This window comes from Nostoc sp. UHCC 0302 (genome assembly GCF_038096175.1).
Lineage (GTDB): Bacteria > Cyanobacteriota > Cyanobacteriia > Cyanobacteriales > Nostocaceae > UHCC-0302.
Map to the genome: position 1 here is coordinate 2,021,277 of NZ_CP151099.1, position 16,042 is coordinate 2,037,318.

A 16,042-nucleotide genomic window follows, 5' to 3' on the forward strand; every position below is an offset into this window, starting at 1 on the left:
AGGGAAGTGGTACGACAAAGCTCAGTGACCATCGTAGACATCGTACTATCTTGAACCCCGTTCGCCTTGGCGTCTTTGCAGGAGAAGGGGCTAGGCATTTGGGCATATATTGCTGAACATAGAGTTAGTAGAATTAGATGGAATTGAAATTCTTACTACAGTTTCATGCAAATGAATCGTTTAACCTATGAACCTTCAATCCGTATTGGTATCGTTGGTGCTGGATGTGCTGGTTTAACGGCTGCCGAAGAATTACATGATATTGGATATAAAAACATAACTATCATTGATGCCAAAAATCGCGTAGGAGGTAAAACATATTCAATTAGGTACGCAGACGCAAGTCTTCAATCACGGGGTATTTACGAGGGTGGAACTGTTTGGATCTTACCTAGTCCCTTGTACAAAAAATACAGAAAGAGGTATGGGATTTCTCCGTCGGTTCATGTGATGCCACGGGTGCAATTATTTGACTTAGCAACTGGCAAAGTTTCTAGCCCGTTTTTAGTGGAGTCCAAATATTCTTTATTCAGTCGGCTCTGGCAGATGAGGAGATTTTTCCAAGAATTAGACAAGTATACTTGGGATGAGGAGCCAGGCTATATCAATCCTGCTTACCGAGCCATGAATGAATCCTCGCCTCAATGGTTTAACAAACAGGGTTTAGATTTTATTCGAGATGCTCTAATGCCTATTGCGAATGCGGCACAATTTGGACATCTGGGACAAGAAGCTTCTACTGCTTATGTGATTCGGCTACTGGCATTATTGAACCGTTGCAGTTTCCTGAAAAAATTGATTCTGAATATGCCTCAATTACAAGAAGGAAATCAAGAATTATGGAATCGTTTAGCGGCCTCCCATAACTTGTGTCTAGGACAAACTATTGAGCGTGTTTCTCGCGGTCAAACAATTCTGGTCAAAACTGCCTCAAATCAGTGGGAATTCGAGCGTTTAATTTGGACTGCTCCTGTAGATGACTTTCTTGGCGTAGCTGATGCTTCTCCTGAAGAAGTAGATATTTTTTCTAGGGTACGTACAATTAAAAGAGCGGTTATTACCTGTAAAGTAGAGGGTTTACCTGCAAACATCTTCTACGTAATCAGAAATACTTTAAATCAGCCTTTACCAACTAGTTATCCATTAGCTATCTACGAGGTTGAGCCAGGCAGTAAAATCTACAATTTTTATCCATTCATGGATGAAATGACAACTTTTGAAGAGTTGGAAGGTAACGTAGCCGATTGTGTCAAAAAGCTTGGAGGTACTCAAGTGACACCTATGGGGCAACCCCTAATTTGGAAGTGGTTCTCTCATTTTTCAGCCGAAGACCTCAAGGATGGTATTTATCAACGATTGGAAATGTTGCAAGGTCGTCATAACACCTACTTTGCTAATGAAATGACTGCTGGGGTGAGCGTACCTTATGGTATGGAATATGCGGCTTATTTAGTGGAACGCTTCTTTATGGTCGAGTGAAGCGATAGCCGTTCGCGCTAGCATCTCCATTGGCACAGCCTCCCGCTCTTAAGGAGAAGGCTTAAGCTTCTCTTCTCTACGAGAGGCTGCGCCAACGAGACGCTTCGCGAACGCTTATCACCTACGGTAGGTGTTCCGCCATCGCCGCAAGGTTAAAAGTTAGAAGAAAAGATAACTTCTATTGCGTTTAATGTTGTTCATTTGCCAACTCACGGACAGTTTAGTTCTCGTTCTGAAGATACATTTATTTTGGCGACGGATGGGCTAATTAATGTTAATGACTTTGATTTGCTGTTGCGCTGCTGAGATGAAACATACTCACAACCCTTAGAACTTCTCGTCTTAAGTGCTTGTCAGACAGCAGAGGGAGATAATCGGGCAACACTGAGTTTAGCAGGGGTTGCTGTGCGTGCAGGTGCAAGGAGTACAATGGTAAGCTTATGGAATGTAGGCGATCGCTCCACTACAATTTTAGTAGGTGAGTTTTATCGTGAGTTATGGCAATTGCCAAGCACATGAAATACACCCCACCCGCGCTGTCGCGCACCCTCCCCTTACCAAGCTACGGTGTACATAGAAGTCTGAAACAGGCTACTCATCTGGGTTTAAGTGTCGGTTTTACCCCACCCTAACCCTCCCCTTTCCAAGGGGAGGGAACTAAATTTCCTCTTTTCCTCCTTTATAAGGGGGATTAAAGGGGGTAATTCGACTTGTGTGTACACCGTAACCTTACCAAGGAGAGGGTTGGGCAGGGTTTATTTTGTACCTAACTGGAGTTGGAAACGCTATAGTTTCTGCTAAAGTTACAAAAGCAGAAGCTCTGCGTCGCGCTCAAGTAACCCTTTTACAAAATTATCCAAACTACAGCCGCCCAGGATATTGGGCTGCTTATGTTCTCGTTGGTAACTGGTTGTAAGTAAGTGGACACAATAAAATATAATACTGTCACTGCGAGTGGAACATAGGCATTCGCCTTGGTCTCGTAGAGAAGTCTTCCCACAGGGTAGCAGTCGCAAGATTTAAGATTGCTGAACTTTGCTCGCAATCACACAATTAACCCTACAGAGTGTAAATGTACTTGTCAAGTTGTTGTTGTTTACTTTAAAGAATTGTTTTTAAGAGCTACAGATAATTATTTTTTTCATCCTAATTAGATAAAAGCAACTACCGCAGGCACAGTGGAATAGTTTAGTTTAGTTTGTGTCTATTCCTGTTGCTCTTATTGCTGCCAATAACGAAATCAAGCTAAAAAGTGACCAAGAATTCAGATTTATCTTGACCACAAACACAAAATAATGAGTGGGGGTTGGTAGTACATTCCCTCGTGATTCCAGCTTTGACTCCCAAGAATTGGCTGGCATCGACTTTGTTGTTGCCTGTTTAAAGTTTGATGGTTGTAGATGAACATAGGAATAATCGAGGCTTACAGTAACGGGTTTTTAGAAGTTGTACCAGAAAGCGACTATTGGCAGATTGTAGCTATACATATCAATGGACAAGCTTACTGTCCCACCCCTCAGCTTTATCGTTCAGAACAACTGGCATTAGCAAAAGCGATACAAATTTATGATTGGATAGCTGAAAACGAACAGCAAATCAGTAATGGGGTTTTCTACTGCTCTCAATTGAAACTTATCCTTTGGCAGCAATCGAAAGTTTCTTAGTTAACCTGGGTGCAAGCTACCGCTAGGACTCCCAAGCGAGCATAATTGTCCTCTCTTACTAACGCAGTGCAGCTAATTGCTCAAACCATCGACAGATGCAAGTTACCAAAGTCTCTGCTGATGTTGGCTATTGAATTGATAGTGGGCGCGTTATTGTAGTTTAGATTTGCGATCAAAATCTAGTAGGCGCATTTGAATAAGTAGGTAATAGAACGCTGTAAACACGGCTGCTGAAAAGATTTGTCCTCCCCAACCATCATGCCAAAAATCAAATGCACTTCTATCCCAATAAGCAACAGAGATTGCCAGTAATGCAATGCGAGCAGTGTTAAAAGTAAAAGCTAGAATGCATCCCAAAAAGCTTATTGTTAATATCTGGAAGCCCTTTAGTCTGTAAGCTATACCTATTAACAGACTAGTCATAACCATCAAGACCATCAAATCAAATCCGTTACAACCCCATCCTATATCTACACTACCTGTAGGTAATTTAACCAATGTTCCATCTACACTGCTTGGATAGCCTATGACGTTAAGTGCTAAATTAACGCTCCAAGCTTGAATGTGATCCATCATTCTTTCAGGAGTCAAGGCTCGCCATATATACGCTGGTAGAATGTGAATACCAGGATAAATGCTTAAACCAATCAAAAAAATTGGACGTAGATAGCGTGTAAAGAATTTTAGCCCCCAAGTGCTAAGGACAATACCTACTAAAATTACTAACCAAGCTAATGCTTGAGACCAGCCTTTGTTAAGACTGAAAGGGAAAAGACCAACTCCAAATAAAATTAAACTATGGCCTAGCCTTAGTTGCATAGTTGAAGGATTTAACTTAATAAGTCCGTTTTTCTGTTGCCATAACTCCTGTAATCCTAAATAAGCCGCAGTAACTGTCAACAAAGGAAATGTGCTACCACCAATTAGAAACTGTATCAGTATCTTTAACCAAAAAAACAAGTAATAGTACAAACCTACAACTAAACCACATAAAACAACTCGATTATGATTTTTACCTAAATAGGTTGACAATATTTTATTGATTGTATGATTATATTTTTTATAGCTATCCAAAGTAATTAAAACCTTATTTTTATAAACTATTAATCAATCTGTATAAAATTAGGGAATGCTCTGAAATTAGTATTTGTTTAAGATCAGTTAGCTAAAGGTTTATGAATAATGTGAATATGTTTCAGTGAGAACGTAATCTTCGTCTCACTGTTTAACTTATAGAGGTAATGAAGTAATTTATTTCATCTCCATTTGCTTTTGCTCTTGGCGATGTTTGCGTATTAAGCCAGCGCCTAAAGCAGCTAGTCCTGGTATTAAGACAGGAACAGGGACGTTTTTATGGTTATATCCTTGATTTGTACCTATTGATTTTGGTCTATTTGGGTTACCTATGTTTGTTGATATGGGATTGTTTGAATTATTTGCATAAGTAGTTCTATTACCTGAATTTTGACTACTGTAACTATTTGAATTTCTAGTCCATCTTGGCCAGGGTATAATCCCCAAAAACCACTGAATGTCCAAAGACTTTGACGCTTTTGAATTCGCCTGTTCGGTTTTAGTTGGACTGTTTTGAGCCAGTACATCAGCTTGAGTAAAAAATATCATACTTGTAGCCATAGAAGTAGCGACTGCTATGCTTGCACATACAGTTTTCAATTTCATAAACTATTATTCTCCTTATAAATTTTTACTTGATAAGTATTTGCGCCCTTAAGTATTTACTTATACTAAAAGGCTAATTATTATTCATCTATCTGTAGAGACAAAATCGACAATTATCACTAATTCTCTGGAGAGACAGCAAATTTCAGGTTTTTTGAACGCTTTTAAGCTGTTACTAACTGTAAAACGCTATATCTTCATTTAGCGCCGTTTTTCTTTAATTATTCATCAGTGGTTTATACAGAAATTAGAACTTTCGTAGTAAAGAACTTAAACCCGTTTATACTCCTACGCCCAAGCAAGTTGCATCTACCAGCGATGCACTGAGTTTCGGCTACTTCCCTACGGGACGCTACGCGAACGGCTACGCGGTTCCTGAGCGTAGTCGAAGGGCAGGACAGGCTCAGCACAAGTGCGCGGAAATTGAGCGAAGTAGAGATTCAACTACCGCCAGTCGTACCCCTCGGGGGAAGCAAGCTACGCAAAGCGTCCCGCTCTTAAGTGTCACACTCCCATAAAAGTATGGGAATTCAGGAGTCAGAATTCTCTATTATTAAGAAATAAGTCCACTTTTTTAGTCAATGCCTAGCAAGATAATTGAAGTCCGAGAGTATACCGTACTTGCTACAATCTGTAATTATCTTCACCTGACCTAAATAAAAATTGTGGCATCAACTACAACTTATATCTACAGTTTAAACGGCAACCTCGCCTCTGAGAAGATTGATAACAATAGTGATGGCATAGTAGATTCAATCATCACCTATAGTATTGTATACGACAGCTATTACAACAATCGTGAGGGTCAGTATACCAAAGTCACCACCTACTTTTACGATGCCAACGGCAACCAGACATCCAGCCGTACTGATAATAATGGTGATGGCACACCGGACTATATTTATACTAGTATATACGATGACAACAGCAAGCTGATATCCAGTAGCACCGATAATAATGGTGACGGCACGCCAGACTATATTTCTAGCAATATATATGATGAGAACGGCAATCTGACATCCAGTAGCACTGACAATAATGGTGACGGTACTATTGATAGTTTAACTATCTTTACATATGACACAAACGGTAGCCAGATAACTACAAGTTATGACAATAATGGGGACGGCACATTTGATGATGTCAGAATCTATACATATGATGTAAACGGTAAGCAGACATCCGTAAACAGTGACAATAATGGAGACGGTACATTTGATTATGTCAAAACCTATACATATAATGCCAAAGGCAATTTAACATTTGAAAGCACTGACTATTATGGTGACGGTAGAGTAGTTATTAATGATACTTATATTTACGATATTTACGGTAAACTTTTATCTAGAACTAGACAAGACAATGGTGATGAGACACAACGTTACAAAGCCACTTATGATAGCAACGGCAGCTTAACATCCAATTTAGTAATCGATGGTGAGGAGGTAACTTTATCTACCTATACTTATGATGTCAATGGCAAACTGACAACTTTCAAAAGCGAATATAGTAACGCAGCAAGCTTTCAGGCAACTGTCTCTACTTATAACTACGATACTGATGGCAATCTGATATCAATAACCAACATTATCAGTGACGGTAATGCCGAAGTTATAGCTAAGTCTGTCACAAGCTATAGCTACGATGCTGATGGCAACCAAACATCTATAAGCTATGACAACAATGGCGACGGCATCCTAGAGCGAGTCAATAATATTACCTTCGATGCTGAAGGTAACCGAATCTCTAACACTAATATCTATGACGATAATGGCGATCGCATAATTGACTCTATCTCCACCGATACATTCGATGCTAAAGGCAATTTGACATCCGTAAGCGTTAAATCTAACGGTGACGGTATAGTTAACTATCTTTCAACCCTTACCTACAATGCTAATGGCTACTTGACATCGGTAACCAGGGACTTTGATGGCGACGGTATAGTTGAGGAAGTTTACAGAGCTACTTACAATGCATACGGTCGCAAATTATCCGAAATCAATGACTATAATAACGATGGTACAGATGACTCTATTGTCAGATATACCTACGATGTCTTCGGTAACCGCACGTCAGAAAGTAAGGACGATAACGGTGATGGCATAGTTGATTCCCTTACAACTTCTATCTACGGACGCATCAGCACCAGCAATGACAACAATGGCGACGGCACAGCTGATGCAATCACCACTTACAGCTACGATGCCAAGGGTCAGCTGGTATCTGAGCAGACTGACAACAATGATGATGGTATCACTGATGCACTTACTACTTACAAGTATGATGCCGATGGCAAACTGATAACTAAAAACTTTGATGCTAGCAATGATCGCATCATTGACATAGTTACGAATTACAGCTACGATACTGCCGACAAGTTGATATCAGAGCAAATTGATAATAATAATGATGGCGTTACTGATGCAGTCACTACATACATTTATGATAGCAGCAGTAATTTATTAACTAAGAACTTTGATAATGGCAACGATGGCAGCATTGATGCACTCACTAACTACATTTATGATAGCAACAGTAAGCTGATATCTGAGCAGATTGATGACAATAATGATGGTGTCATTGATACTTTTGTTAGCTATAACTACGATGATACTGGATACTACCTTATTTCAAAGACTATTAGTAATGATGCACCACCACAGGATTTAATCCTCAACGGTGGCAGTGGTGATGATGAGTTGATTGGTGATGCTGGTAATGACAAAATCTCTGGTGGTGATGGCAACGATGAACTGCTGGGATTAGCAGGTAAAGACATCATATATGGTAAAAATGGCAGTGATGATCTAGTAGGATTTGATGGTGATGACCAACTTTTTGGTGGCAACGGTGACGATCAACTCTCAGGATTTGACGGGAATGACAAACTTATTGGTGACAATGGTAATGATACCCTAATTGGTGGTGCGGGTGCAGATATCCTGACTGGCAGTAATGGTCATGATACATTTGTGTTTGAGAATTTAACAGATTCCTTGCTGTCTAATTTCGATGTTATTAAAGACCTGAATATTGGTGTAGATACTATCGATGCAGCTAATGTCGTGAATACTGCTAATGATGTTATCCAATTTGGCATTATTGACACCTTAACAGAGTCTAAAATTAAAACATTATTGGATACAACTACTTTTGTTGCCAATCAAGCAGCAACTTTTAGTGTAGGTACAATTGATAATTTAATTCAGGGTTTTACTCAGCAAACATTCTTAGTTTTGAATGATTCTACTAATGGATTCTCTGCTGCAACTGATGCTGTTATTGAGATTACGGGTTACAAGGGTAATTTAGGTGTGCTGTCGGTTGTTTAGCGAAGGTTAGCTAAATTCAACTTAAGGGAATTAAACCACACACTTGACTGTTAGGCAAAACGTTAAATCTCCACTCATGTGGATAAGAAACTAGGTTACCTAAATCAATACCGTTGCCAAAATAAGAGCATGAAAAGGTAGGGCGTTTCGTAGTAGAGTTATTGTCTCTCACAACGACAACTCAAAAACCACTCCTCGCCCATGCCCGATATCTTATCATTGTTACAATGCCTCCTGCCGGAGATAAACGCTACAACGATGCGGCAATTGAACCAAATCATCCTGGCAATGTTAGCTCTTAGCGGCAGAGTCACTATGAAGGGAATCTCTCGTTGGAGAAGCATGGGTGGTAGTTACCGAACAATTTTGAGATTCTTCCATACAGTAATACCTTAGGCAACCTTGTTTTGGCTATTTTTTCGCAAGCATTTGTGGCGAGAGCGGGAAGTATATCTGCTGGCTGGAGATGAAGTTGTTGTTAGTAAATCAGGGAAACAGACTTATGTATGGGTTAGAGCGATTTTTTTCTAGCCTGGCAAACAGACCTATATCAGGGTTATCTTTCTTTGTCTTATTATTAGTGAGCATTCAAGGGAGGCAGTCATTTCCTATTAAATTAAAGTAGAACAGGTAATTAAGAGCGATACAGAAATAAATAGCACGTTGCCAATCAAAAAAATAAAATCTCAAGAAAAACGTGGGTGTGGACGACCAAAAGTGAGTAAGAACAAAAATAAAACGGAAGTGGTATTAACGTCTGAGCTAGTACTAATTAAAAAGATGATTAATTCACTATTAGAGTTAGTAGCTAACTTTATTCCCTTGAGGGGATACGAAATACCCTGAAATAGATATAGGGCAACGAGTGTAGCAATTTGTGGTAAAACAAAAAGAGCATTCATTCGCAATAAGCTCTATTTAATGATAATATTACCAGAATTCTACGAGACACACCTCAAGCGAGAGCTTGGACGTACTGAATACTTATTACTAAAACTCCTTATCTGTTTATTACAATCTATTAAAACTGTTAGCCTTGAGGCGCTAGCGACTGCTTTACCAATACCAATACTATTTGAAAGTAGAAGGAAAAAACTTCAGCGATTTTTATCTTTAAATTACATCAATGTTGAAGAAATTTGGTTTCCAATTATCAAAAGCTGGCTAGAAATAAATTTTCCTTTAAATGAAGTTATTTATGTAGTTATAGATCGGACTAATTGGGGATGCATTAATCTATTAATGATTAGCGTGGTTTGGGACAAAAGGTCTATCCCAATATATTTTGAGCTATTAGACAAGTTAGGCTCAAGTAATTTTGATGAACAAGAAGCAGTATTTAAAAAAGCATTACCGATTTTCAAGGATTATAAAATTGTAGTGTTAGGAGACCGAGAATTTTGTTCAATAAAGTTGGCTAACTGGCTCACAGAGCAGAAAGTATATTTCTGCTTACGCTTAAAAAAGGACGCATTTATAGAAATAGAACCAGAAATTTGGCTGCAATTAAGAGATTTGGGTTTAGCACCTGGTCTTTCCTTCTTTTACCAAGGTATTAAATATACGAAATCTCAAGGGTTTGTTAGCTTTAATCTCGCTACTAAATGGAAACGGAAACGTTTTGGAGTTGCGCCGGAAGAGGGCTGGTTTATTCTGACTAATTTAGATGATTTAGATTCGGCTATTAAGGCTTATAAACAACGTTTTGATATTGAGGAAATGTTTAGAGATTTTAAAAGCGGTGGTTATAATTTAGAAGATACTAATGTATCAGGTCAAAGGCTAATTTCCCTAATATTATTAATCTCACTTGCATACACGGCTGCAACTATATCTGGTCAAAAAATTAAACGCATGGGTGTTCAAAAATATGTAGGCAGAATTAAAGAATCTGGGCGGACAGTTCGCCGTCATAGCAGTTTTTATATTGGATTATATGGGTCTAACTGGGTCGATTTCATGGAAAATTCTTATGAATTGGTGGCTGAGTTAATGACACTAGCTCCTAATAAGCGTAAGTATTATCAACAAGGAGAAAGGGCTATGAGGCTTATTTTATCTGCATTCTAGCCCTTTTTGTCCCCCCTCAAGCTTTATTCCTCTGACATACTTGGTAGTAGATGGCCATTTTGGTAACAATAACGCTTTCTCGATGGCACAACAAGTCAAGTTGCACATAATTTCCAAGTTCCGCTATAGTTCGGCATTATATATCCCTTAAGAAAATCCAGACTCAAGTAAACGCTCTCGTCGTAAATACGGTGAAACATTATGCAACACCTAATTTCTTAGTGTTAATTACCATGTCTCCAGCATTGCTATCACCTTGAGATCGAGTTGTAATTACTATAAATGCCGTTCGCGCTGTGCCAGCTGCGTAAGTCCTGACCCCATTTAGACGAATGCTAGAGGTAGTGCAATCAAATATGGAACGCAAGATAAAACAAAGACAGAATTCCTGACAAAACTCCTTTAATAATGTCTGTACTAAAAATTTTCACAAAATATTGCCTGAAATAATTAATTTTATGTCTATAGGAAGATAAAATGTAGTCAATCTCTATTCAATTTATTCACAATAAACTAATTTTAAAAAATACAAGGCTAATATCAAAATCCCAAAAGTGCATGGAAGTGCTGTTTAACACTTATAAAATGCTACTAGATGCTTAATAAATAAACTGATGATGTAATAAATAATGCAGATGTTAAGACTGTCAATATTGTGAAGTTGGTATAAATATTTAGCTAGTATCAAGCTATTTAAAACTATATATCAAATGTCGTACACCTTTGGATAGATTAACACGCTATCATGATAATTACTACTATCGCTTATATAAAACTTCTATCTTTTTACATATTTTTCACATTTTTATAGTTTAAATAATACTACTTATTTTATGACATAAAAACAATAGTTGTGACAAGAAAAATCTAGAAAAAAGCTTTGCTATTGCTTATTTTTGGGATAAAAATGAAATTAAGGATTAAGGCAAGAGCAAATTTAATCCTGAACAAAGATAACTGCAAACTTCTTTTTAGGGATAAGAAAATGGCTGAAATCAAAATTACCGAACTGCGTCCTACTGGTTCTGAATTGTTTGAAGATTCTGAAACCTTTCTCAAAGAACTCAACGATGACGAAATGACTGTAACTTTAGGCGGTAGCGACAGTCTCCTCTCGATTTCTGCTGACACGGTTGATAAATCTTTCATCAGCGTAGGTGGGGATGTCTCCGTCTCTAAGTAGAGTCTTGAAGTATTTGACTCTAATTGGCAACCAATTTTAATTGCAAACCAGAAAATCAAACGCAATATTGTTTAAGGAGAAAAATCATGGCTGAAATCAAAATTACCGAACTGCGTCCTACTGGTTCTGAATTGTTTGAAGATTCTGAAACCTTTCTCAAAGAACTCAACGATGACGAAATGACTGTAACTTTAGGCGGTAGCGACAGTCTCCTCTCGATTTCTGCTGACACGGTTGATAAATCTTTCATCAGCGTAGGTGGGGATGTCTCTATTTCCAAGTAGGGTCTTGAAGTATTTGACTCTAATTGCAAACCAGAAAATCAAACACAAGATTGTTTAAGGAGAAAACATCATGGCTGAAATCAAAATTACCGAACTGCGTCCTACTGGTTCTGAATTGTTTGAAGATTCTGAAACCTTTCTCAAAGAACTCAACGATGACGAAATGACTGTAACTTTAGGCGGTAGCGACAGTCTCGTCTCCATTTCTGCTGACACGGTTGATAAATCTTTCATCAGTGTTGGTGGCGATGTCTCTATTTCCAAGTAGGGTCTTGAAGTATTTGACTCTAATTGCAAACCAGAAAATCAAACACAAGATTGTTTAAGGAGAAAACATCATGGCTGAAATCAAAATTACCGAACTGCGTCCTACTGGTTCTGAATTGTTTGAAGATTCTGAAACCTTTCTCAAAGAACTCAACGATGACGAAATGACTGTAACTTTAGGCGGTAGCGACAGTCTCCTCTCCATTTCTGCCGACACAGTTGATAAATCTTTCATCAGTGTTGGTGGCGATGTCTCCATCTCCAAGTAGGGTTATTCAATGTTTGAACCCTTATCGGTAAAGACTGCTATTATTTGTCCAAGCGCATGGAACAAATAAGCTCAATCGGAGTTTGAGAAACTCCGACTGAGGATCAATTCTTAAATCCAATTATAGCGGGTCTCAGTTAACTAAGACCCGCTTCTCAAAACTTTTTACTTCCTACTTAACTTTTTCCTAGCTTCAATACCATAAAAGGGCGATCGCAAGGAATAAGATTTTAGTTGCTAACGCTAAAAACCTCACTAATAAAGAAAAGATGGTGAGAACAATGTTTTGCACAATTGTCAAGTCTCTATTGAAATAAAAAAGTAAATTGATTTAGATTAAAGTTTTGTATCATGACATTTGTATTAGGTTCTCAAAATGTTTTCGATTTTTTGGTTGAGCAGGGTATATGTAACGTAGAAGATAAAGCTCATTGTGAAATCGAACACAAATCTGCTAAAAACTTTAACTTATTACTGACCTTGCTGGGCGATCGCCAACTCCTTGTTAAACAAGAGCGTCGTAACCGAGACGGAAATACATCTGGCGAATTTTTGCGTGAGTGGCAGATTCAGGAATTTTTACATCAATTCCCCGAACTAAGCGAAATGCGCTTTTGGCTGTCAGAGGGAGTTTACTTTCATCCTGAATATTCAATTATTGTTTTAAATTACTTAAATAATTATCGTGACTTGATGGACTTCTACGCTACGGAAAATCTCTTTCCTTTGCAGATTGCTACTTCCATCGGCACGATTCTCGCTAAAATTCATCGATTGACTTTCAATAGCCAAGATTATCAAGACTTTTTTTCGCAAAATCAGGATAATCAATCCCTCGATATAGTTACCCATTTGGTACGGAACTTAGAACGGATTGGCCCAGAAATTTTTGGTTCAGTCCCCGCCGATGGTTTAAAATTCTTTAGTCTTTATCAACGTTATGACAGCTTAGGGCAAGCAATTGCTGAACTTGGTTCTTCTTTAGCTCCTTGTTGTTTAACCCATAATGACCTAAAGCTAAACAATATCTTATTGTCTAATGATTGGCAGCAAGCTAAATCTCCTCTGGTACGTTTTATTGATTGGGAACGATGCGGTTGGGGAGATCCAGCGTTTGATTTAGGCACACTCATTGGTAGCTATCTACTGATGTGGATGAAAAGCTTGATTACAAGTAAGACGATGAGCATCGATGAGTCTTTACGAATGGCGACTACGCCTTTGGAATTACTGCAACCTTCTCTTGCAGCTTTGGCGATCGCTTATACTGCTGAGTTCCCTCAAATTTTACAGCGTCGTCCTGATTTCATGCGGCGAGTCGTGCAATATTCTGGCTGGATGTTGATTACTGCTATTCAGTCAAGGCTTCAATATCAAAAGTCCTTTGGGAATATGGATATCTGTATGCTTCAGGTTGCTAAATCTTTACTATGTCGTCCAGAACAATCTATTCCCACAATTTTTGGTATGGAAGCATCAGCTTTAGGTATAGAGTCTAAAGCTATAGCCGTTTAAGGGTGGATGAGAAAAATAAATTCTTGATTCTTTATACTCTAACACTCCTGTATTTGTAGTGAAAAAGACATTATGCAACTATTAGATTCGCCACAAATTCAAACAGAAGCTATTCCAGAGTCATTGCAGACTTCACTGCTTGACATTGTTAATCAAGTAGAAATTCACTCACACTTCTGTATTAGCCACCCAAGCTATAAATCTTTAGAATTACCGCCAGAGGTAATTTCCCGCTTTCAAAATTTACCCTTAAATATACAAAGTAAATTTCTTAACCAGCGATTGTCTACTTTTCTCTACGGTATATATTACAATGCTTCTTTGAAACTTGTCTTAGCAATTGATAGTAGTGAAAATGATTTAGCTGTAAATCAGAATTTAGAAAACAATACCTACTTAGGCGTGGACGTAGCGTTTTACGATTGCCTCCACGAAAGTAACACTACAGAAGGTTACTTTAGCCCTCGTTGGCAAGTAGTTAAACAAGAAATAGATGGTGCATTAGCTGTACAACAAGGAGGTTTGACACTACATATTAATCCAGCAAAACATCTCCAACCAGATATACAAAGTCCTTCTATTGGTGACATGGTTGCCATCAAAATGCCCAAGAATTTAGTGCAGAATGGCTTTTATATGGCGGTTGGCAATGCAGGGCCATGTAATTCAGAAGATGTAGTGCGTGTCTATTTTAACTTAACTTCCGCAGGGGCATTGGCAGTTATGCGTAGCTTAACTACCCAATTAAATCATATTTTGATTCCCTTTAAATTTAAAGCGTTATATAACCCAAAAGACTACGGGCGTTATGATTCGGCGGTACTTTATTTTAATAAAAATAACTACCAAGCTGTTCAATCAGTATTACAAAAGGTGTATATAGAACACCAATCTGATTTTAAACCTGAAGTACCTTTGTTTACCAAGCAATTAGCACCAGGATTGGCGATCGCCGAAGAACCAAACCATAAATTCACCCAGAAAGAAAGTTTTGGCACAAATCGCTGTCAAATAATCGCCAAGGGATTGTTAGAAGCTTGGAATAAAGGAGATAATTCGCCGTCAGTCCGGCTAGAAGAGATTGTGCAACAATTTTCTCTATTGAAAATTGAATTGCACCGTCCTTATCTCAATGCTAACTCTGAAGATATATATACACTTTTAGAAGTATGAAAATTACTAATCTTTCACCCATAGTTGAACCACAATCTGTAAATTTAGAAGCTGAGATTGCCCAAGCTAACAGTAAATTTCCTCAGTCAGACTTGCCTTTTTACCGTAAACTTGGACGGACTGACTTAACAGTTAGTTGTCTAGGATTAGGCGGTGGTGGTCGGATTTCTAGTGAAGATACTCTTTACGCCTTTGAGCAAGGAATCAACTACTTTTTTTACTCTAGCGATTTGCATCAATATTTTTACAGCACAATGGCTGAGACGCTACGTAAATTATGTGGACGTAAATCTTCGGTACGAGAAAAAGTAGTTTTGGCAACTGTTACTTATATTGTTAAGTCTCCAGAGACAATATTTAGTTATTTATTCGATCAGTTTGCCGATTTGGGAATTGATTATATTGATGTATTTTATTGGGGTTGGATTGACCAGCATAATGCTAGTGCTTTTGAAAAGTGTGTTAGTGCTTCTGATGATATTCGTGGGCCAAATACAGTTTGTCAACGAACTATAGAAAGAGTGTTTGGTATCTCAGAACGTCTCAAAAAAATGGGTGCTGTGCGTTACATTGGTGCTTCTTTCCATGACCACGATTTAGCAAGACAATGGTTAAATAGCCCTTGGTTGGATGTTGCTATGGTCAGACACAACGTTGCCCATCGCACCGCCCAGACTAAGGTTTTCCCTCATTTAGATGCCAACGACCCTCATCGACCTGGTATTGTCACCTTTAAATCTGCTGGTATGTCTGGCCCGCCACTGTGGAACCCCCCCGTTGGACTACCCTCTGGATGCTGGCTACCTTCAGTTCCCGATTTATATCGCTATTCTTTAAGCCAGAACTGTGTGGATGTAGCATTAACAGGTTTACGAAATCGTCAGGAGGTTGATGCAGCAGTTGCGAGTGTCCAAAAGGGGAAACTAACGCCTGAAGAATTGGACTATCTTAATCTGTATGGAGATTTGCATCGCCGACGGGTGAAGATTCAAGATATTTCACCAGAAAGGCTATTGGTTAGCAGTTCTAGGTAGTAATAAGCTGTTCTACATTTAACTTGCATAATTAGGGCGGGCAAGATGCCCAACGCCACTTGCTACAAGCCGGGCATTGCCCGCCCAACA

15 protein-coding genes and 3 pseudogenes are annotated in these 16,042 nt (G+C 38.6%); 16 read left to right on the forward strand and 2 right to left on the reverse strand.

The window, feature by feature from the left end; genetic code table 11:
* Positions 1–165: 165 nt before the first annotated feature.
* From WKK05_RS08450 to WKK05_RS08465, 4 genes and pseudogenes are all read left to right on the forward strand, one after another.
* Positions 166–1,479 (forward strand): FAD-dependent oxidoreductase, encoded by a 1,314-nt coding sequence (locus WKK05_RS08450; RefSeq protein WP_341529302.1) that lies wholly within the window; start codon positions 166–168, stop codon positions 1,477–1,479.
* Positions 1,480–1,638: 159 nt separating this feature from the next.
* Positions 1,639–1,977: pseudogene (locus tag WKK05_RS08455) on the forward strand (CHAT domain-containing protein); the annotation flags it as partial.
* Positions 1,978–2,239: 262 nt separating this feature from the next.
* Entirely contained in the window at positions 2,240–2,395 is a 156-nt protein-coding gene (locus tag WKK05_RS08460) for a CHAT domain-containing protein (protein ID WP_341529303.1), read from the forward strand.
* A 484-nt stretch (positions 2,396–2,879) separates the two neighbouring features.
* Positions 2,880–3,143, forward strand: coding sequence for a hypothetical protein (locus WKK05_RS08465; protein WP_341529304.1), 264 nt, complete (start codon positions 2,880–2,882; stop codon positions 3,141–3,143).
* Positions 3,144–3,293: 150 nt separating this feature from the next.
* Here the strand turns inward: WKK05_RS08465 and crtC are convergent, their stop codons facing one another.
* Together crtC and WKK05_RS08475 are read right to left on the reverse strand one after the other, a co-directional pair.
* Complete coding sequence (gene crtC, locus WKK05_RS08470; protein WP_341529305.1) at positions 3,294–4,175, reverse strand: cyanoexosortase C; 882 nt, start codon at positions 4,173–4,175, stop codon at positions 3,294–3,296.
* A gap of 219 nt (positions 4,176–4,394) precedes the next feature.
* Positions 4,395–4,823, reverse strand: coding sequence for a hypothetical protein (locus WKK05_RS08475; RefSeq protein WP_341529306.1), 429 nt, complete (start codon positions 4,821–4,823; stop codon positions 4,395–4,397).
* Positions 4,824–5,488: 665 nt separating this feature from the next.
* Between WKK05_RS08475 and WKK05_RS08480 the strand changes: the two genes are divergently transcribed.
* The 12 genes and pseudogenes from WKK05_RS08480 to WKK05_RS08535 all read left to right on the forward strand — a co-directional run bounded on the left by WKK05_RS08480 (position 5,489) and on the right by WKK05_RS08535 (position 15,952).
* Positions 5,489–8,158, forward strand: coding sequence for a bluetail domain-containing putative surface protein (locus tag WKK05_RS08480; RefSeq protein WP_341529307.1), 2,670 nt, complete (start codon positions 5,489–5,491; stop codon positions 8,156–8,158).
* 161 nt (positions 8,159–8,319) lie between these two features.
* Positions 8,320–8,460 carry a hypothetical protein gene (locus tag WKK05_RS08485; RefSeq protein ID WP_341531300.1) on the forward strand — a complete coding sequence of 47 codons (141 nt, stop codon included), beginning with the start codon at positions 8,320–8,322 and terminating at the stop codon, positions 8,458–8,460.
* Positions 8,417–8,983 (forward strand): annotated as a pseudogene (locus WKK05_RS08490) (transposase); the annotation flags it as partial. The gene WKK05_RS08485 and the pseudogene WKK05_RS08490, both read left to right, overlap by 44 nt.
* A 102-nt stretch (positions 8,984–9,085) precedes the next feature.
* Positions 9,086–10,228 carry an IS4 family transposase gene (locus WKK05_RS08495; RefSeq protein WP_341531013.1) on the forward strand — a complete coding sequence of 381 codons (1,143 nt, stop codon included), beginning with the start codon at positions 9,086–9,088 and terminating at the stop codon, positions 10,226–10,228.
* Positions 10,229–10,244: 16 nt separating this feature from the next.
* Positions 10,245–10,376, forward strand: a pseudogene (locus tag WKK05_RS08500) (transposase); the annotation flags it as partial.
* 837 nt (positions 10,377–11,213) lie between these two features.
* Positions 11,214–11,411 (forward strand): hypothetical protein, encoded by a 198-nt coding sequence (locus WKK05_RS08505; RefSeq protein WP_341529308.1) that lies wholly within the window; start codon positions 11,214–11,216, stop codon positions 11,409–11,411.
* Between the two features lie 86 nt (positions 11,412–11,497).
* A complete protein-coding gene (locus WKK05_RS08510; protein WP_341529309.1) occupies positions 11,498–11,695 on the forward strand; it encodes a hypothetical protein in 198 nt (65 codons plus the stop codon).
* A 70-nt stretch (positions 11,696–11,765) separates the two neighbouring features.
* The gene (locus WKK05_RS08515) at positions 11,766–11,963 is read left to right on the forward strand and encodes a hypothetical protein (RefSeq protein WP_341529310.1); all 198 of its coding nucleotides are present in this window, start codon (positions 11,766–11,768) and stop codon (positions 11,961–11,963) included.
* 70 nt (positions 11,964–12,033) lie between these two features.
* Positions 12,034–12,231, forward strand: a complete 198-nt coding sequence (locus tag WKK05_RS08520) for a hypothetical protein (protein WP_341529309.1) — start codon at positions 12,034–12,036, stop codon at positions 12,229–12,231.
* Positions 12,232–12,581: 350 nt separating this feature from the next.
* Positions 12,582–13,745, forward strand: coding sequence for a phosphotransferase (locus tag WKK05_RS08525; RefSeq protein WP_341529311.1), 1,164 nt, complete (start codon positions 12,582–12,584; stop codon positions 13,743–13,745).
* A gap of 72 nt (positions 13,746–13,817) precedes the next feature.
* Complete coding sequence (locus WKK05_RS08530) at positions 13,818–14,918, forward strand: T3SS effector HopA1 family protein (protein WP_341529312.1); 1,101 nt, start codon at positions 13,818–13,820, stop codon at positions 14,916–14,918.
* A complete protein-coding gene (locus WKK05_RS08535; protein ID WP_341529313.1) occupies positions 14,915–15,952 on the forward strand; it encodes an aldo/keto reductase in 1,038 nt (345 codons plus the stop codon). The genes WKK05_RS08530 and WKK05_RS08535 overlap by 4 nt, the downstream gene beginning before the upstream one ends.
* Positions 15,953–16,042 lie beyond the last annotated feature (90 nt).